Origin of the sequence: Nitrospira sp., from assembly GCA_024760545.1 — a bacterium.
In the GTDB taxonomy this organism is placed as follows: Bacteria; Nitrospirota; Nitrospiria; order Nitrospirales; family Nitrospiraceae; genus Nitrospira_D.
Genome location: CP060501.1, coordinates 4,509,254 through 4,528,801, shown reverse-complemented (window position 1 = coordinate 4,528,801; position 19,548 = coordinate 4,509,254). Strand labels below are relative to the sequence as shown.

16 protein-coding genes and 3 pseudogenes are annotated in these 19,548 nt (G+C 52.0%); 11 read left to right on the top strand and 8 right to left on the bottom strand.

The features are described from left to right. The first annotated feature begins 267 nt into the window (after positions 1-267). The 4 genes and pseudogenes from H8K03_21660 to H8K03_21645 all read left to right on the top strand — a co-directional run bounded on the left by H8K03_21660 (position 268) and on the right by H8K03_21645 (position 2,071). Complete coding sequence (locus H8K03_21660) at positions 268-429, top strand: hypothetical protein (protein UVT20339.1); 162 nt, start codon at positions 268-270, stop codon at positions 427-429. Between the two features lie 177 nt (positions 430-606). Further along, positions 607-912, top strand: coding sequence for a hypothetical protein (locus H8K03_21655; protein ID UVT20338.1), 306 nt, complete (start codon positions 607-609; stop codon positions 910-912). 281 nt (positions 913-1,193) lie between these two features. Continuing rightward, positions 1,194-1,544 (top strand): annotated as a pseudogene (locus tag H8K03_21650) (thermonuclease family protein). 62 nt (positions 1,545-1,606) lie between these two features. Beyond that, positions 1,607-2,071: a hypothetical protein gene (locus H8K03_21645; protein UVT20337.1), complete on the top strand. Its 465-nt coding sequence runs from the start codon at positions 1,607-1,609 to the stop codon at positions 2,069-2,071. A 360-nt stretch (positions 2,072-2,431) separates the two neighbouring features. Here the strand turns inward: H8K03_21645 and H8K03_21640 are convergent, their stop codons facing one another. From H8K03_21640 to H8K03_21615, 6 genes and pseudogenes are all read right to left on the bottom strand, one after another. Continuing rightward, the gene (locus tag H8K03_21640) at positions 2,432-3,604 is read right to left on the bottom strand and encodes a GNAT family N-acetyltransferase (protein ID UVT20336.1); all 1,173 of its coding nucleotides are present in this window, start codon (positions 3,602-3,604) and stop codon (positions 2,432-2,434) included. Between the two features lie 449 nt (positions 3,605-4,053). Continuing rightward, a complete protein-coding gene (locus H8K03_21635) occupies positions 4,054-4,575 on the bottom strand; it encodes a hypothetical protein (GenBank protein UVT20335.1) in 522 nt (173 codons plus the stop codon). Between the two features lie 464 nt (positions 4,576-5,039). Continuing rightward, positions 5,040-5,364 (bottom strand): annotated as a pseudogene (locus tag H8K03_21630) (DoxX family protein). A 15-nt stretch (positions 5,365-5,379) separates the two neighbouring features. Beyond that, positions 5,380-5,730, bottom strand: coding sequence for a hypothetical protein (locus tag H8K03_21625; GenBank protein UVT20334.1), 351 nt, complete (start codon positions 5,728-5,730; stop codon positions 5,380-5,382). Positions 5,731-6,062: 332 nt separating this feature from the next. Further along, entirely contained in the window at positions 6,063-6,401 is a 339-nt protein-coding gene (locus tag H8K03_21620; protein ID UVT20333.1) for a hypothetical protein, read from the bottom strand. A gap of 243 nt (positions 6,402-6,644) precedes the next feature. After that, positions 6,645-7,031 carry a hypothetical protein gene (locus H8K03_21615; protein UVT20332.1) on the bottom strand — a complete coding sequence of 129 codons (387 nt, stop codon included), beginning with the start codon at positions 7,029-7,031 and terminating at the stop codon, positions 6,645-6,647. Between the two features lie 1,597 nt (positions 7,032-8,628). Here H8K03_21615 and H8K03_21610 point away from each other — a divergent pair. From H8K03_21610 to H8K03_21585, 6 genes are all read left to right on the top strand, one after another. Continuing rightward, a complete protein-coding gene (locus H8K03_21610) occupies positions 8,629-9,189 on the top strand; it encodes a DUF3015 family protein (protein ID UVT20331.1) in 561 nt (186 codons plus the stop codon). 172 nt (positions 9,190-9,361) lie between these two features. Then, positions 9,362-10,018 carry a hypothetical protein gene (locus H8K03_21605; GenBank protein ID UVT20330.1) on the top strand — a complete coding sequence of 219 codons (657 nt, stop codon included), beginning with the start codon at positions 9,362-9,364 and terminating at the stop codon, positions 10,016-10,018. A gap of 911 nt (positions 10,019-10,929) precedes the next feature. Next, positions 10,930-12,852, top strand: coding sequence for a CHASE3 domain-containing protein (locus tag H8K03_21600; GenBank protein UVT20329.1), 1,923 nt, complete (start codon positions 10,930-10,932; stop codon positions 12,850-12,852). A 196-nt stretch (positions 12,853-13,048) separates the two neighbouring features. Then, positions 13,049-13,330 (top strand): ribonuclease H-like domain-containing protein, encoded by a 282-nt coding sequence (locus H8K03_21595; GenBank protein UVT22569.1) that lies wholly within the window; start codon positions 13,049-13,051, stop codon positions 13,328-13,330. Positions 13,331-13,441: 111 nt separating this feature from the next. Further along, positions 13,442-15,016, top strand: a complete 1,575-nt coding sequence (locus tag H8K03_21590; protein UVT20328.1) for a DUF748 domain-containing protein — start codon at positions 13,442-13,444, stop codon at positions 15,014-15,016. 185 nt (positions 15,017-15,201) lie between these two features. Then, positions 15,202-15,537, top strand: coding sequence for a hypothetical protein (locus H8K03_21585; protein ID UVT20327.1), 336 nt, complete (start codon positions 15,202-15,204; stop codon positions 15,535-15,537). Positions 15,538-15,894: 357 nt separating this feature from the next. Here H8K03_21585 and H8K03_21580 read toward each other — a convergent pair. Continuing rightward, positions 15,895-16,837, bottom strand: a pseudogene (locus tag H8K03_21580) (zinc-binding dehydrogenase). Positions 16,838-16,949: 112 nt separating this feature from the next. Continuing rightward, a complete protein-coding gene (locus tag H8K03_21575) occupies positions 16,950-17,270 on the bottom strand; it encodes a hypothetical protein (GenBank protein UVT20326.1) in 321 nt (106 codons plus the stop codon). Between the two features lie 387 nt (positions 17,271-17,657). Between H8K03_21575 and H8K03_21570 the strand changes: the two genes are divergently transcribed. Then, entirely contained in the window at positions 17,658-18,458 is an 801-nt protein-coding gene (locus H8K03_21570) for a hypothetical protein (GenBank protein ID UVT20325.1), read from the top strand. The last annotated feature ends 1,090 nt before the right edge of the window (positions 18,459-19,548 follow it).

Here is a 19,548-nt window from a genome sequence, read left to right as displayed (position 1 = left end):
ACATCATAGCTCCTCCCATCACGAACCAGGGCGTTGTAGGGGGTTTTTGAATATGTCCTTAGCCCAATAGGGCTGAAGATGAGGTGGTACTAGGGAAAAGCATAGGACGAACTGTGAATGAGAGATGGAAGACTACAGTATCCCCACAAGGCGACCTTTATCCGGCACCTAAGGGAGCACTGCGGGGGAATGAGGATAATTAACTGACTTATTCCTTATAGAACCAATGAAGGAGCCCCCGGACGTTCGAGAACAGGGAGGCGAACCATGGTAAGTAAACTATCCAAACGGATTGAGGAATTTGATCTTTGCCTTCGACAGCTTGAGGTTTCAGAGCGGGACGTGTCCTACAAGGCGGTCCTTGAACTCACGACCTTTGTACATGAGCTGTCTCGGAAGATCGACCAGCACCAGGAATCCATCGCCTAATGAGACTAGATGGGCGGGTTGACAGCGTTTCCACCACTCTTTGAACTGTCTTCGGCGCATTGACATGCAGCTCTGCTGTTCTCGACACCTGCTTCGGAGAGTCGATTAAGGAACTTCTGAAGTGCCGGGACATTGGGCAAGAGAAATGATCGCGCTTTATACCGTAGGAGGGAAATTATGAATGAAGGCCAGGTACCTATTGATCCTGCGAAGGTTCAGCTCATCCGGCAGTATCTTGAACAATTCCTGTTCTCTGATGTCAATCAGCGCTCAGATGAACGCATGCGGACTCATTTTGAATTTAACGAGAGGCCGCAGCGCTCGGAGATTGTGTTCCATCAAAAGTTTCTAGAGGATTGTCAAAACCTTGGTGAAATCATGCAGAAAAGTATTATGCCGTTGCTCATCGCCAACCCAGGGAAAGCAATCATGGTAGGAGAAATGGGAGTACTCAGCGTCGAGGAGAGAATTAAAGGTAAATGAGGGTACCCGAGAGTAGGTAGGTTACGATGGTACGAAATAACAAATATCCACGGTTCGTGATTTTCTCAAATCCCCAAGCGACCTTGCGGACAAATTGTACTGATTTGTCTTCTCTCAGCGAGCCGTTTCATGGTGATGCTGCGCGGAAATTGCGCTCTTGACTCCCTGCTCCTCTCAGCATAGGGGTCGACGGGCGATACATTAGACCCGGCCTCGTACCTGCATCTCCACCAGAACTGATCGGCTCCCGTTAACAGTCACAGCCTGAACTCCTCCTATCCCCTGAGAAGAAGCAGGCTTTTGGTCAGCGGGCGAAACAAGCCACCTCTACGTTAAGTTCTGGTCAGGTCGTCACGATTGAGACAACCGGCAAGGATCGATATGGACGCACCCTTGGTATCGTAGTTCTTCTCAATAGTCGCAATCTCAACCATGAACTCGTCAAAGGCGGTTGGTGCTGGTGGTACAGGAAATATGCGCCAGGTGATACGGTCCTTGAAGGGTTGGAGATCGAGGCACGGCTAACGAAGAAAGGGTTATGGGTTGATCCTCATGCCATGCCACCGTGGGAATGGCGCAAGGCCAAACGAGGACAGTTGCACCCGATCGGCAGTGCAGCTGAGAGGAAATAGTTTAATAGGACAAGGCGTTACGTGTATGGTCTTGCAGGTAGTGAAGCAGGGAGGACGGATTGATGCGAATCCAACTTTTGCTAACTGGAGTATTGGCAATGCTCTCGGCAAATGTTGAGGCAGTGGACCGAGGAAAAGTCAGTGAACAATACTTATGCATCAGTGAGCAGGCGACTGGCTTCTCATATGACAAGAATGGCAAACAATGGAACTCTGCTACATTCGGCAATACGTCAAAATATGTCTTAGCATCGAGCAGTACAAGCTCTGACAATGCGTTTCAAATAACTATTGTTGGAGATAGCTTTCCTCAAGGCTGGTGCAGGGAAAGCTTCGACAGCAAGGGATATCTCTATTGTGACATGCACTGGGGAGATTTTCGATTCAACAAAGCCAGTGGCCGGTTCATTAAAACATATCTGTTTGGGTACATAGATGTTGGCCAGGAAAGGCTAGGGAGGGGAAAAATAACTGACGAAGCGACCGAAAGTCCGCGGATGGAGATTGGAAAATGTTCGGCCTTCTAATGGCATAGGCAGACACGCAACGACGCGCCAACATGGAGCACGAACTATTTTGTACTTTTGGGAGTCCCGCGAATTCGGGATATCCAGGAAAGGTTTATGGATAGATCCTCACCCTATACCGCCGTGGGAGTGGTGGAAGCAGAGCGCCCACTCCTTCAGCCAACGCTAGGCTGAAGCAATTCCTTGACGGGGACCCAGTTAATCACTCCGACTACTCTCGCCATGCCGATACCACTCCCGCCATACCGATATCACGATGTACGTCAGCCCCAAAATGGTGCTCACCAAGAACGGTTCGATGATCCATGGCATCATAGCTAGTCACCTCCACATCATGGCGACTCTAGCCTGCTCGGCCCCTCAGCTGGCAGCACGTGTAAGTGCTTGTCCCGTCAATCGTTTCAGTTGGATCCGCACTTGCAAATGGCTTCGAACCTTCAGTAGCAGCTTCTTGACTGGGCCCATTCGGACGACTACCACATTGCGATCGAATCGTTCTTTCGACCCAAGGGCAAATTTATATTGTTCCGTTCCTCGTCCGAAATCACAGATCCGATAGCCGTTCTCAATCGCGTATTGAATCGCATCGAGGCACCAGAGTTTACCCGGCGATACGTGAGCATACTGATAGTTCACAGCCAGCTTATGCACACAAAAGAGCTTTTTAGCGGGATCTAATAACACCGCCCCCGCCGCAATCGGCGTAGGACCGTCCCATAAAATATTCAGCCACAACCGGTTCTCATTGAAACAGGAGCGGAGGAATGAGCGCTTAATGTTCAACACGTCCTCGAGGCTAAACCCCATATAGAGATCCTCGGTAGTGAGCCCCCACCGCGATTGCCAGAGGAAGAACAGCGTATCGATCTGAGAATCCGCATTGCCGCTCTGGATTGCGGTCACATGATAGCCATCGAGGCGTTTGATTCTGTTGAGGCAATTTCGTAAATTCTTGCGAGTGCTGCTGCCGAGCACCGTGTAAAAGTACTGCTCCCACGTCTCTGGCAACGGAATGTATGGACACGACGTGCCCTTCCCTTCTTGGATGCTGATCCGTGTTGACAAGAGGCTCTTTAAGAACAGGTTTAACTGTGGGTCCGTTTCATTGACGTTCAGCAATTCCAGTGTGTCCCACTGGACCTGTTCTCGGATGAAGACAGCCAATGCCGGAATGGCCTGATCGGCATAGCCAGGCACGCAGACAAATCCTGTGTGATCGGTATGAGGATAGCCCCCCATCGACAAAATAGTTTGTGATGCTTTTGTACGCGCAGAGAAGACCAGGAATGCCACATAGGGTTCGCTCGCAATGTCGGTCGAGCCATTCGCCGCGTGAGTGGCGTGAGCCTGTTCCCATGGAACCTGCCGTCGCACCCCCAGCACCAACCACTTCCGAGGTGTGCTTTCCAGCCACCCACTCACCCAAGCCCATGAGTCAAAGACGGTGGCATCTGGGTCCGCCGCATAGATGTCATTCCATGCCTTTTTCAGTTCATGAAGGCGGCGTAAGTCATCGATGATTGTTGCATTCATGCTTGAATCCTCAAATTGCGAAGGTCTTTTCTAGAGGGAGAGAACGTAGCCAACGGTTGAAGAAGCTCCGAGCGGGCGTGGGCGAGGGTGCGGAACACCCCTCTGACAGTATTGGCCATCTTTTTAGTCTCCCAGCTAGCAGCTGGTAGTGGCTCTTGCTGAAATATAGGCCCATCTTTCTCCAAAAGTGACTATAGTCAAATGGAGACGTCCGCTGACTAGGCACTCTTGAAGTGGGATGGTTTCTTAATGTGAGGCGTCGCGGGGGGGTCGGCATACTGGAAATTTCCCCAGTCTCAGTGATACTAAGTACTATACTTAGTTATATATAACTATACTTTAAGCGTTAGATACGTGGCGAGTCACCACGGAGTCCCGATGGCTACTGGGCTAACTGTCTCTATTGGAAGGGTGGGCTGCGGAGGCTAGAGGGTCGATCTATCGAAGCGTCAAGGATTTGTCTCAAGATTCAGTGTGAGAATGCACCCCGGCACTAGGGCTTCAATAACGTCTTGCCTCTCGGTTGGGAGCGCGATGGTTTCTGCCTCAGGAGGCAACACGATATCTTGAAGCGGTGGAGCACAGCGAGAAAAGTTTAAGCATAAGACCTGCAATTCTTCATGAACGACGGGATTGCTCGCCAATTCTTCGATGATCGTGAGCATCGTTCGACCTGGGAGCGCGATTTGACCGTTCGCGGTTCGATCGAATTGAATGGGTGATGGTTTCCGCCGAAGCTCATCATCATACGGATCTGCCGGTAACGGTGAAACGAGTAACACCGAGACCTCAGGGCTACGGGAAGGAAGTAAGATGAATCTGCCCGCCACTATATCGCCATTGGCGTTCACATGACCTTGAGCCTTCAGAACATTCATAACGTCAAGGGCAAGCGCCTCCGCATCCTCCTGTAGTTCGACAAGGCCATGTTCCACCATGATCTCAGCCACGTCCGCGAACATCATTTCCATAATAGTGCACGTCCGTTATGAATCAATATGCAGCCAGTGGCCCTTTTGATCTGCCGGTAGCTCATCGTGTTTAGTGTCACAAGCATATACTGTGTGTTCACCAATACTGCGATGGTACCAAAAGCCAGCGTCATGCTTGACCTTACAGAGGAAACAAAAATGCGTGGGTAATGCCATAATCCCTCTATCCTCTAATTACTCCAGCAGTATGACTCGGATCATCATAGATTACACGTGACCCGCACACAGGCTGACCCCACTACTTAGCCTCGTGGGTAAACCATGGGATGCGTGATGTGTCTGGAAGAGGCTTCAAGGAGGGCTTAGCATGAGAGGGGCCACCCAGTTTAATGTGACGCTTGGTTTTAGGAACGGCCTTGGGACGGGCTTAATGCGGTTACTGAATGGCATAGCCCATTCTATCATAAGGTTCGGGCCCTCTCACGATTATTGAACAAATCAGTTCATAAAGAAACGAAAGGCCAATGCACGGTCGCAATAGCCCACAGCATGATGAGAATGTAGCTGGTGGCCACGAATCTCGTGAGCAGCCCATGATTAATGCCACCCTCCCGATTGACTCTCCGATAATGACGAGGGAGGCCACGAGCCACGGTAAGCCCATGGTTCCGGTGAAAAACCCATTGTGCCACTGAAGCCATTCCCCCCAAACCAGCCCAGGAGTTTCTGAGCGCCATGGGCGAACATGACACTCTCGAGGATCACTCGCATAATCAACAATGCCGCAGACTCTCTCCCACAGGTGGTCGGGTAGCTATAGGAGCTCATGGATTATTGGAGACTTTACCGGTTCATATGTTGGTCCGTCAGAAAGGAAATGGCATGACCCCGCTCGTTATATTTGACAATGACATTGTCTCCTAGAGCGGGCCTCATCATATTGTCCTTCCTGGTCGTAGTCTTATCGACATGCAGCACGAATACGTTCCCTGTTTCACCATCCTTGACTGACACCTGCCATGCCTGTGACCCCTCTTCATCCACTTTCATGACTTTCCCTTTAATAGTCTTACCGGTTTGCACCTCAGGCTTGTCGTACACTTCCCTGTCTACTGATAGGGCGACTGTAGATAAACTGGTCAACAACAGAACCGAGAGCAAGCCAATGCCTAGTCCTTTTGATATGACACGCATCGTACGTCCTCCTTTGATGGTTGTGATCTCCCTCCGCCTCTGATGCCGAGGCAACTGACCGATCGCTCTTAATTATGCTTAGTAGGCGGTCAAGAGATTAAATCGTTCCCAAGCTGTGGTTAAACGTAATACGAATTTATGGCACGAGGTACTAGGAAAAGCGGATAGAGCGATTATGTGAGACTACTCAACCTGGTCGACAAGCTATTGCATAAGGCCGGACCTCAAGTCCGACACAAGCGACTCGCGACCCGAGAGTACAGCCACGCGCATGCGAGGCATTCTGCGCACGGATGCCCTGACGCGTTGAAGGGATGTTCACGATTTTCCGCTCATTCCCTTTTATCCGATGACTTGAATGAAAGCCCGAGGCAGGTCAGCAGGTCCTGTATCGCTCGCAGAGTATGTTTTCCCAAATACCTTTTGTTCAGAAATTCATCCTCTGTCATGTTGAGGATGTCCGTCAACGTTCTGATGCCAGAATGTCTGAGGCAGGCTTCAACCGCCCTACTCAGTCTCAGGTGCGAAATCGAAACCGCTGCTGGTTCTTGACACGCAGATTTGGATATTTGTTCTAACGCTTGATCATAGGCTCGGAGCCAGGCGTCTTTGTGTTGCCGCATGACCGTCACATGCTGTTCATGGAAGGGTCGTTCGAGTCGATACCTCATGGAAAGTCTGCCAACCGTCAAACGTGCCACTCTAAAGAACCGTCTCCTGCAATTTTGCGGGCGCATAACCAAACAGAGTTGCTGCTCGGGAATAGGGCGTGCCGGCTAAGACCACCTCAAACAGACGCCTGGACCGAGCGGATTGCTCTTCCTTTGTAAGCACGATTGAAACCCTTTTCTTGCTTCGCCTGATCCGACAATGCTCGGCTCCTGACCGCTATTCACCCCTGAAGAAATACATTGCTACTTGTTGCGCGCTTCGGGGGTTTTATTCAATGGACCTGTCCCCTTCGAGCTCGATTCAGAGCTGAATGTCGTGTCTCCCATTCTCACTGAAGGCGTGGTCTCCTTCGGAGTCTTGAGCTTCATACCCCCCGCTTTAATATCGGGCATGTCTGACGGTCCACCGAGAATGATAAGACCGTTGATCGTTCCCCCCTCGCCTACCGTTTCGGCATGGGGCTTGATGGTGCCGTTCGAATCAACATCGGTGTAGACGCCAGCGAGGCTTTTTGATTCACTTCTTAATTCACGCTCGGAAGGGATGTCTCCATTGGGTTGATCGATCATCAACGAACAGCCCATCGTGAGGAGAATCCCGGTGCCCATTATGAGAGTTTGTCGAATCATCCTTGGTCCTTCTCCCTTCCTGGCGAAATGCGGCCCCAGTTGCTTCGGTCTGAATGGCTGGTCATATCCTAGCCAGGGATGTGAGTCGTGGGATACTGGGGAAACACCATAAGGCGAGGGGCACAGGTCACCTCTGCCCCGTCACTGTAGAGACTTCAATTTCATTTGTCCCCCCTTTTTGAGTTGGTGGTGCAAAGGGGAAATGGTACCTAAGCTAATGCTGGATGGGGGGTGTGCCGATTAGACCGGAGGGTGGCAGGTGTTAATACGGTGTTAGCGAGAGCGACAAGATGGGCAGAATTGAGATGAACTGATACGAAGTGAGATTACAACCTAAAGTGTGTATTCCCTTGATAGGAGAAGGGATTGCCCAAATCTTCAAGGACTTGAGCAATCCCTTTCTGATATACCACTTCACGTGATGTCACTGCGAAGCTCTAAGAGTACTTCTTTCTTTGCTCAGCGGACATTCCCAACCTCTTCCTACAGTTTTCTATTGCCATTCCCAACGTCGTCGCAACCTGTGAATAGGAATGTCCGGACAGCACCATCTCAAACAAACGCCTGGGGTTACTGGATTGCTCTTCCTTTGTAGGAACAGTTCGAGACCTCATCGTGATGCGCATTGACCAATTTGGACCGGCGATATTCACATGCGAGAGGGTGTGTAGAGGGACAATAGGGGGAAGACTGGCCCCCCTCCTCCTCCCTCGCTTATGTATGTAAGAATACTTAAACCAGGTATAGTGCGCCACTAGGGATAACGCTGAAGAGGTCAACTTCTGATAGAGGCCCGTCCCCTAACGCACACTTAATATCTCTCTGGGTTTTTTTCACTTCTTGTCCCGTCCCCACTATACCCGGGAACTCACCAGCACCCAGAGGGAGCTAGATAACCTTATGGTTTAGTATGGGTTGTTGTTCAGACTATCCATCCTCAACGCACGTGTATAAGGGCCGGAAGATTTCTCTGGCCATTCGCCAGGGCGATGATGGAACCTGGCATTGTCAAACTATGTGTCTTGAATTTACGTCCAATAGATCAGCCTCCATCTCGTCCTATCCGTCAGGCTCCTTCGCGACAAAACAGGAAGCGGAGGCAGCAGCGCTACAAAGAGCTAGAAGCCTCGTCGATACCCAGGATGCATTACCATCAGGTTGATGCCGCTCCCCTTCGCGATTTCTATCCAGCTTTTTCTTTATTCTGGTGTTGCAAACCGAATCTGGAACCCTGACCAAAGCCGGTGGGGGGGGTCTGCCCGTCATGCCGGGTAGGTCATACGTGTTGCTAGTGAGTAAATCTAAACAAATGGGACGAAATCATCAGCAAAGTTTTGATATGTGAGGCGCGATCCTGGACAGGATTTCCACGCCATAGTATTCGCTCAAAGGGCCTCATCGTGGGTGTGGAATCTGTTCGGGACAATGCCATGGAACCGTAAGAAGTTAAAAGTTCTCTGTGCCTGACAGAGCATCCCTACCTGATCGTCGTCACCTATGGTTTGTCCTAGGCCCAAATCAGAAGGAAATTAAATATGGTGAAGCCTTCAGAGTGTGACGACGATGGCGTGACAACTTAGTTTAGGAGGGGAAGATCATGAAGAGAATTCAATTATGGGTGACAGTCATAGGGATGCTCGTGCTGTCTGGCTGCATTACACAATCCACCGTGGAACTGACCAAAGCGCCATTTGATGCGACGACGGACCTCACGAATGGAACATCGAAAGCTGTAGGGGAATTCACTGAACCCACGCAAAAATTGCTTTCGAGCACGACTCCGGGAGCTGCCGCTATTGACCGCTTCACTCGTGCCCGAGAAAAAACTGAGATTTTTGTGGGGTATACCTATGAACACCTGCGGGCAGAAACGGCCCAAGGATCTGGTGAACACCTCACTTCCCTCACGGTCCTGGCCGGAATTCCTTCAGATCGACAGGCTCAATTCCAAGAAACCATGCGGAAAACCCATTCAATCATATTTCATGAATCCGTCCCGCTCCGGGAATCGAGGATTCGCCTGGTGAATGCAGCATGGTCGGAAGGATTTGGGAAACTCGAATCCGAGACGATTACGCACCAAGAAACGGGGATCAGCGATCTCGATCTCACGATTCGCAAGCCTCGGAATTCGATGTCCATCATGTCCCAGCGATGAGAAACATAGGGAGAGTTGTCTAGTCGGGTCCGAAGGCTGGGCGGTGTCTCTCATGACGACATAGCACGATCGAGGGTTATGGATCTGCACCGTGGGAAATCATAGCCTCAGGCTATTGCGATGCACACCAGCGCATAGGGGGATAAAGTTGCGATTGGAATGGTCCTAATCGATGAACCGAATAGTTTGTCGTTCTCTATTCCTATTAATCATTCTCTTCGGTGGCTGCGCTGGAGAACACAAATATGCCCCTAATCTTACCCTCACCAAAACCGGTCCGACCATCGATGCAGTCGCCGAATTCCATAGTCTCTACCCTGCATTTGAATTGATGTCGGGAAAGGAGAAGTATGGCCTATACGCCTCTACGACAGAAAGGGTTCAGCCGAGTGAACTCACCGATCAAGTCGAACATGAAATTCTGACGAAACTCGATGTAGCAGGGGTGTTTTCACGAATTACCCGATTCGACCCCCATCCCGATGTCATTCTGACTGGGCGCATCACGGCCTTACATGAGGATTATCGACCTGAGCGCTGGGCCACGATGACGGACGCGGTCCCTTATAGCGGCAAATTAGCGCAATTGCTTCGATTGAAGACGCACGTCAGTAGCGGGGAGGTCCATTTGACGCTACTCGTCCTCAAATCAACGGGCGAGGTCCTGGGTACCTATACCGGCAAATCGAGCTTTAAAGAGTCCTTCACCCCTAGTAAAGCAGGTCCTCTTCCAGGCACGTTCCTCAATCAAGCCTTGTCTGATGCCGTCCATCAAATTCAGATCGAACTCTCGCATGACGTGGAGTTAAGAAACGTCGCCTCCCATTAGACTTGCCACCCCTTTGGTCCTGGTGGTGTCCATTGAATAGGGGACCGATTGCCAGGCAACGATAGGGGTGTTCCTTATGCGTCGGGTTTCCTTGTTGGAACGAATCGTTTTGGGAAGACCCGGGGGGTCGGTCCTGAGGGCATGAACGCCGTGGGTATATGGCTAGTCATAGAGGACTCATGAGGCTAGGGGCCAAATATGGAGGGGGCCTTCTGCCAGGTGTTATTATGGTGTTACGTTTATCGAAAGATCTATGGAGAGAACCATCAAAGACTGAATTATGCATCGACATGATTTTCCAGAACGGTTTCAGGATTAGGAGGCGTCTGGGCAGAGCGTTCGTCTAACACTCCAACATACTCTTTTATTCAAAGTAAAATAATATTTGTGTGCCTAAGCTGCAAAACGTCTTCAGGGACGTTAGATTGTTCTTAGGTATCTTTCTAGTATTTGTCGAAAGCCCAATGGCATTAACATGATGATCGTACAGAGCAGTGGAAACATTTTGAACGCGTAGCTACCGAACAGAATGCAGAAATTGCGCTGTTCACGAGCTCCGCCCTTGAAAAAGGACGGAGCTTTCTTTTTGGCCCTTACCGCTGTACCTATCCTCACCTCTCTTCGCACGATATACCAGGTCCCGTATTCCCTGATTCGTAAGCTCGGCATCTCATTCCTTCATTGGGTCAATGACGACTGGTGTTCTCTCTGATTGTTTGTGGTCAGGATTCCGAAATGCTTCTAGGTAACCCCCTAGTTAAATAGGACATTTACTTATAGTCCACTATGAGCGTAGGCTCACTGTTCCTGGCCATGGCAAGATTACCGGAGGAAATCGGTTCGCCGGCGGCGGTTGACCAGCCATGGATTTTCTTAGGCCACGTCGATTCTAAGAGGGGATTTTCATTTCCATGTTAGCAGAGCCGCTAGGTCTTATCCACAAACAGAATGAGCGGCCTTCGTGCAAGCGCACTCCCACGTTTGGAATTCCTAGCAGCTATATTGTCTCTGCCATGGTGGCGATTGTGGTGATGCTCGTCAACGCGACGCTGCTCTTTTTGGGGACGCGGCAGGTGTTCGAGTCCGCCGACGATGTCGCGCATACGCATGAGGTGTTGGCGGCATCGGAACACCTGCTCTCCACCCTGGCTGATGCCGAGACGGGGCAGAGAGGGTACGTCATCACCGGTGTCCCTGCTTATCTGGAACCGTTTCAGGCCGCGAAAGCACGAGTCCAAGGAAGTGTGGATCGGCTTCGCCTCCTGACCAGCGATAACCTCGAACAGACGCCAGCGATCAAGGACATTGAGCGATTGGTGGAGGATAAGCTAGGCGAATTGTCAGAAACGATTGCCTTACGGCGTGACCAAGGGTTAGAAGCGGCTCGCATGGTCATGATGACGGACCAGGGCAAACGAGTCATGGATATGATCCGATCGCGATTGAATGACATTAACGCTCGAGAATCGGCATTGTTGGCCGCGGGTGAGCACAAACACCAGGCCACCTATGAACTGGTGATCATCGCAAATGGACTGAGTCTCGTGTTGGGGCTGGGCATTCTCCTGTTTGCCTATTTTATCGTCTACCAAGATATTGTCGTTCGTCGGGAGGCAGACGCTGCGCTGCGTGCGTTCTCCACCGAATTGGAACACCGGGTGACAGCACGCACCGCGGAGCTTGTGCAATCGCAAGATCGCCTCCGCGCAATGGCCTCGGAGCTAAATCTGGCCGAGCAACGAGAGCGCCAACGGTTGGCCAGGGAACTGCACGATCATTTGCAGCAGTTGTTGGTTGTGCTCAAGATTAAACTGGGTCAAACGAAACCATTCGCGGATCAGGTTCCCGCCTGTGCCATCCTCATGAAAGAGTCGGATGAGGTCTTGTCAGAGGCGCTTACCTATACCCGGACGCTGGTGGCTGATTTAAGCCCCAGGGTTCTGAACGATCATGGGTTAGCGGCGGGCCTGCGCTGGCTCAGCGACTATATGCAAAAACATAATCTAGCGGTCACCGTGCATGCGCCGGAGCAAGACGTGAGGCTCCCGGATGATCAAAAGATCGTGCTGTTTCAATCGGTGCGGGAGTTGTTGATCAATGCCTCGAAACATGCAGGAACTGGGAGAGCCACCGTGACGCTCGATCAGCTGGATGGGCAGCTACGGATTACGGTGCGTGATGACGGTGTCGGCTTCGATATTGCTGCCGCAACGGAGGCGATCGTGCCTCACGGAGGAATTTCGTCCAAGTTTGGGCTCTTCAGCATCCGGGAGCGCATGCGGGCACTCGGAGGCTTCTTAGAGCTCCGGTCCGCTCCAGGGAAGGGAACCACGGCAACACTCGTGTTGCCAGTGGCACGGCATGTAGAGACAGAACTGAGTCCGAAGGTCTCCGGCATTCGGGATCACCGCGCCACTGTCATTTCTGATTTTCCTTCGCAACTCTCATCGACAAAGATTCGCGTCCTGCTGGTCGATGACCACATCATGGTGCGCCAGGGTCTTCGGGCTATGCTAGACGCCTACCCCGATGTGGAACTTATTGGTGAAGCTGGGAATGGCGAGGAGGCGGTACAGCTCGTCGATCAGCTCTGTCCATCAGTCGTGTTGATGGACATCAACATGCCGAAGATGAATGGGATCGAGGCCACAAAGGCAATCATGGTCCGTCATCCGGACACGATCGTCATCGCGCTGTCGGTGAATGCGACAGATACTGATCAGGAAGCCGCAGCACAAGCCGGGGCCGTTCAGCTCATCACCAAAGAAGTGGCGGTTGATCAGCTCTACGCCGCAATGCAGCAGGCGATGAAGAAAAGGAAAACACCAGTGTAAGAGTTTTTGCCGTCCCTTTACTCTTGAGAATACTTTGTTTGTACGCGCCGCTTCTCCAACACACATTTTGTGCTCGACTCATAGTGGTGTGACAATTACGGAAATTTGCAGGATTTTTAGTATCGCGTAAGGACCTCGCACGCAGACATCATCCTCGAATAGCGATTTCGACCGGCTTCAGGCGTGACGAGTACACATCGATCTCTGTTTTTTAGGGAAACAACTCGGGCATCGAGGAGGACTGAAGGCCATCGAGACTCAACTGGGGATCGCTCGCGCGGCAGAGCTTTCCGGCTTGAATGGGCATGATGCGGTGCTGCTGTGGAATCGATGGCGGCATAGCCGTGATGAGCAGGCGAGAGCTCGGCTGCTCGGCTACAATGAAGCAGATTGCGTGAATTTAGAAAGGCTGGCCGATACCATCTACTGCGAGATGGTTCGTCAGCTGGAACTCGGTGCCTCTATACCGACTCAATAGTGTAGACAAGTGCCCCTGCCGACCGACGCCGTGCTGAAGGCGGCAAGAGCTTCACGAGGTCTTCCCAGTTCATTGCACCACTGCCAGCTTTTACACTGTTACACAACGGCTATGAACAGTATCTCTCTACCCACATGGCTGCGGTGGCTGGCTATTCCACTCGGATTACTCGTGTTCGTCGTTGTAGCGATATCATTTATCGACGAACCGCTTCGAGCTTACGCCGAGCGGGAAATGAATAATCGACTCTCCGCCTATACCGTTCAAATTGGAGCTCTCGACCTGCATCCCCTCACCTTGTCCCTGGATATTGAACGCATTGTAGTCAGCCAGAAGGATCACCCCGATCCCCCGCTCGCCCACATCGCAAAGATACACGGGAGCCTCCAGTGGCGTGCCTTACTTTCTGGCAGCATTGTGACCGATCAGATGATCGAACAGCCGATCATTCATTTTACCCGTCCGCAGGCCACGAAGGAGGTGGAGGCATCGCCCGAGCACCAGCAGAGTTGGCAGGAACTTCTCTTCACGATGCAGGAAGTCAAACTCAACGAACTCCGCATTACGCATGGCGAGATCACTTATCGGGATCATCCGACTTCCAGACCTCTCCATATGAGCGAGCTGAATGTGCGGGCCGAAAATATCCGCAATGTGCGCTCGGCGTCCACTCAATATCCCTCACACCTGCAGATTGACATGAGGGTGTTTGATGAGGGGCGCTTCGTCCTGGAGGGTCAGGCCGATTTCTTTGCCGAGCCATTCATGGCGGTGAATGCGGAAGTGACCCTGAAAGACATCCCTCTGACGGACGTGGCTCCCCTCACGGCTCAACGCCAGGTGTATATCTCCCAAGGCGTGCTGTCCGCAGAGGGGCTGGTGGAATATGCCCCCACGGCCCAGCGGATACGTTTCACGACCTTGTCCCTACAAGACGTCAAGGCCGATTTTGTCCATTCCGCTAAGACCAAGGAGAAAGAGAAAGATATGGGCAAGAAGGTCGCCAAGACGGCGGACAAAGTTTCCAATCATCCCTCGCTCCTTGTTCGTATCGATCGAGGGAAAATTGAGAGCAGCGAGTTCGGGCTCGTCAACACGGCGACGGACCCTTCTTATCGGGTATTTATAGCTGAGACGCATATCGAACTCGAGAACTGGAGTAACCAACTGTCAGAAGGGACCGCGCTGGTCAGATTGACGGGCCTGTGCATGGGCTCTGGCGACACTCAGATTTCGGGTGCATTTCGGCCGGAGAGTAAATCTCCTGATTTCGATCTGAGTGTGAAGATACGGCGAACACCCATTAAATCGTTCAATGAGTTGTTGCGCGCCTACGGCGGGCTCGATGCCGCGTCGGGCGTGTTCTCCGTCTATAGCGAGATGACGGTCAAACACGGCAAGGTGAATGGATATCTCAAACCGCTCTTTAAAGACGTCAAAGCCTATGATGCCGTCCAGGATCAGGACAAGGGCCTCCTCCAAAAGATCTTTGAGAAGACCGTGAATGTGGCGGCCGCCCTCCTCCAAAATATTCCACGCCACGAGGTGGCCACAAAAACCGATCTCTCCGGGCCTGTCGAGAATCCCCAGGCGAATACGTGGGAAATGGTCGTGACCCTCTTTCAAAATGCGTTTTTCGACGCGGTGCTGCCAGGATTGGAAGGACGGCTCCGGAAGAGCTCCTGATAGACAAGCGAGGCCATTGGCATAAGGCCAGCAGGCTCCCGTCGTGAACAAGACCACAGGTCCCATCCTGGATGCAGGACGAACTCTCTTTTGATGAAATGGAAAAGACGGAAAGTACCCCCACAGAGGTACCGACTAATGAATCTCTCAATGAGGTGGCAACCCATCTGCTCGAGGAGTGCCGAATGGTGCTTCCGGGTATCCAGGCGCTCTTTGGGTTTCAATTAATTGCCGTCTTTAATACGAAGTTTTGGGATCTTTCCTTTTCTGACCGTCTTGTTCATCTGGTCGCCATTGGGCTGCTCGCCATCGCCATTGCCCTCGTCATGACCCCAGCTGCGTACCATCGCTTGGCATTGAGAAATTCGGTTAGTCAATCGTTTATTGACCGGGCGTCGCGACTGCTGTTGTGGAGCATGTTTCCCCTCATGCTCGGCACGTGTCTGGATTTCTATCTGATCAGCACGATGATCCTCTCGAATGCCTGGTGGGGAATGGAATTGTCCTTCGCCCTTGGGTAAACAACATACATCCATGGGAATACGCCCTTTTCTTTGTTGAGCCATTCAATTGTGATATCTGATTGTTCGGCTGCGTCTTATCAACCCCGAGGGATTCGGCCCCCCATAGCAGCAGTTTCTAATTATCACCCGGCTAGACTCCTGACGAACAACACATACTGAGTCGCTGCGCAGGTTGCGCGTTGGTCTTTGTCTTGCGGCGTCCCGAAAGCCTTTGTTCGTATCTCCCTCCCTACCCACCTATTCCGTTCGCACCGGACATTGACGGCGGGAGAAATCTGGATGAATGTCTGAGACCTCGCTAAGAGATGCTCCTCGACTACCAAGGAATCAATTCAAGGTCTAACCACTCCAAAACTACGGGGTCATCACAATCTTGAGGCACCCATCCTTCTTGCGATTAAACATGTCGAATCCTTTCGGTGCCTCGGCCAACTTCATGCGATGTGTCACCACGAAGCTGGGATCAATGTCGCCGTTCATAATGCGCTCAAGCAGGGGTGCGAAATAGCGCTGGGCATGCGTTTGCCCCGTCTTGATTGTCAACGCCTTGTTCATGACCGCTCCCATGGGCATTTTGTCGATGAGCCCGCCGTAGACACCGGGAACGGAAACTGTGCCGCCATTGCGACAGGCCATAATGGCCTGTCGCAGCGCAATCGGGCGATCTGATTCCAACATGACAGCCTGTTTCATACGATCGTAGTAGTACAACGGACCGGGCATATTCGCCTCCAGCTCGACGGCATCCATACAGGAATCTGGTCCAGCCCCCGGTCGTTTGCATCAACACATCGTACACATCAGACTCTTCATAGTTGATCGTCTCCGCGCCACCTTCACCGGCCATCTGCAGACGCTCGGGAAACCGGTCGATGGCCACGACTCGTTCTGCTCGGAGTAAGAAGGCGCTCCGGATCGCAAATTGCCCGACTGGTCCGCACCCCCAGATGGCCACCGTATCGCCGCGCTGAATATTGCATTGTTCAGCAGCCATGTAGCCCGTGGGGAAAATGTCGGAGAGAAAGAGCACCTGCTCGTCAGTCAGTCCATTCTCAATCTTGACTGTGCCGACGTCCTCGAACGGGACGCGAACATATTCGGCTTGGCCACCCGCGAATCCACCTGTGAGATGTGAATACCAATAGATGCCGGCCGGCGAATGGCCGAAGAGTTTCTCCGCCCTCCAGGCGTGGGGATTGGAATTCTCGCAGAGCGAATACAGTTCCCTCTTGCAAAAGAAACATGCGCCGCAGCAAATAGGGAACGCCACGACCACACGGTCGCCGATTTGTCGCAACCTGTTCTATGCAACGTGGTTAGTCAAAAACAAGACACGACTGTAGAGTCCATGAGCTACCCTACCCAAACGGGGTGTGACGCAGAGACTAATATATTGAGCGTCACAGAGCCTACTCGGAGACTCGCTGAATCGTCGAGGCATATCCATCTTCGGAAACATACGCTTTGACCTGGTCTCCGATCGCCACGCGGTCCATCTTGGTTTGATCGTCTACGCGGACACGTGTGGTTTCGCCGCCGCTGTCCTTGATGGACACATACTTCGCCCCGATGTCATGGACTCTGCCGGTGACCGAATCCTGTTTGATTCGTTCTCCCAATGTCGGTGACGCTGCGCGCCGCTCGGCCGCCGTCTGGCTGCACCCGAGTGCCCCGGCAGAGAACGCCACCGTCGCCACGATCGCAATGTGTAACAGCGTGATGCCCATCATTCACCTCCTCCAATGTTCTTCACTGATTCTAGTTAGGTGGAAGATGGTTCCATGCTGGGAATCACCCTAGCCGCAGCCCTGACCTAAATGTGCGCAAAGCGCTGCACGTTCCGAGGCGCATGAAGAAATCGTAATGCCGTGCGAAACTGCTTTCGCGCGGTCCAAGAATCCGGCCGTAAGCACTAATAATGGCATTGCCTGCAACTACCGTCCCTCGATTTGGCGCAAGGATAGCCCCGATTGGCCCCTGCTGGGAGTTTTCTCCGTCTGACAGTAGCTATCTCAATTGACCAACTGAGGGATTATCTTGTTGTTATATTGTGACATAGGGCACATCCTGCGCATTTCGCTCTCGCTTTGAGGCGGACAACCATGCACATGAGAGGGATGATCACTATTAGATGCATTCTGGCAACCTGCTTGATGAGCGGGCTCGTTGCCTGCGGCAGCTTCGCAAGCTGCTTTAACAGTGGGTTCGCTGCCGTCGCCTGTGGGGGTGGGGGCGGGTATGGCGAGAGCGACCTTTCTTCTATGCCGCATCCACCATCGGCTGAGGGTATCTGGACGGGCACTACTCCTACAGGTCGCAACATCGGTGGACTTGTCCTCGATGAAGGTTCGTATTGGATCTTCTATACGGCAATAGACAATCCTAACGTCCTGGCTGGACTGATCCAGGGAACTGGCACTTCGCACTCCGGCGCCTTCGGTTCCTCTAACACCAGGGATTACAATGTGGAAGGGGCTGGGGTTCGCGCGGCGACGATGAGTGGCTCCTATTTGCCGAAAAATGGCTTTAACGGGACAATTGCTTACTTCAATGGAGGCAGCGGCAGCTTTACGAGTAGGTACGATGCTGCCTATGAGTCGGCCCCTAACATGAATCTCGTGGCCGGGAACTATTCTGGGAGCCGTGCCGATAATCAAACGATCACCGTTAGCGTGGATTCGGCAGGTACTTTTTCAGGTCATTCAACAGATGGCTGCACCTTTACTGGTACACTTTCTCCTCGTGCAAAGGGAAATGTGTTGAATACCTCTATGACATTTGGAGGTGGCGCCTGTAGCAATGGGACCGATACGGTCAATGGGATTGCCTTTTACGATGCAGCGACACACCGGCTGTACAGTGCGGCCCTCAACATTGCCAGGACCAATATCCATATATTTATCGGCACGAAGCTGTAAGCAACACTCGTTCAATGCCCTACCGGGGTTTTATCTTTTCGGCGGGTATCAAGCCGTCACACGAGGTACCTTAGTACAGTGGCGTCCCCTGCGTCGATCTGGTGCAACGGTACCCCCGGGGGGTCTTCTGGCGGAAGCCCGAATTAGGGATGCGTAGAGGGTGCAGAAGTGCAGAACAAACGGACTATAGATATCACTTGCATCCGATACGTCATCGTACTTCCAAAACCCCTTCCTGACCCCTTTCACGATGGCTCTTCAAAAGGGAAGCTTCTTGTCGCAATAGATTGCGAATGGACCCGGAACCATAGGCGTAAATCCGATCGTCAGACTTTCCCCTGCGGGAATCTCTTTCCGAATATCCAATCCGGATTTAGGATCATCGATTATGACATTATGCGGTACGACCCAGGTTATGCTCTTGAAGGTCAATTCAACCGGTGTCCCGGGCTCTCACCACGAGGTGATTTGGAATAAACGCGTAATGGATACCGACATGAGCAAGCCCATGACAAGGCCCACGCCCATAAGCCTGTATGCCCATGCTTCTTGATATCGCATAACCATCCTGTACCTGGAATGATGGTTGACGTCCTGTCAACTCGCCCCTTGAGTAGAGGTCTGCTCGACGTAGCTAGCGACTACCTGCCTATCGCTGCTCCAAGAATAACATCTTCATTGGAACTCCTTGTATTATCCGACACCGATCAGCCGCGGATCGTCGATTTCGCTTTACCCACGGTTACATAGCTCTGCCATTATTGGAGTCCCATTCGTGGGGGCGCTTGCTTATTTAGAGGAACCCATGAAAGCTGTGAGACAAGAAATAAAAGATTTTATCAAAATGTCGGAACGGCTCATGAGCCTCGCACGTCAGACGGACGAGTTATCGGAAGCAGAATGTCAGATTCTTGATTACCACGTCACCGAACTGAAGGGCACAGTCCATTCCATTTGCATTCGTCAAGCTGGCACGATCTCTTTACCCCCATCAAGTAACTTGTAGGGATTAGCACGGGAATTAGTTATCACTACCTGCCTTTTTCTGCGTGTGCTGCATTCCGAAAAAGAGTCTCATCGCCAGGACGGG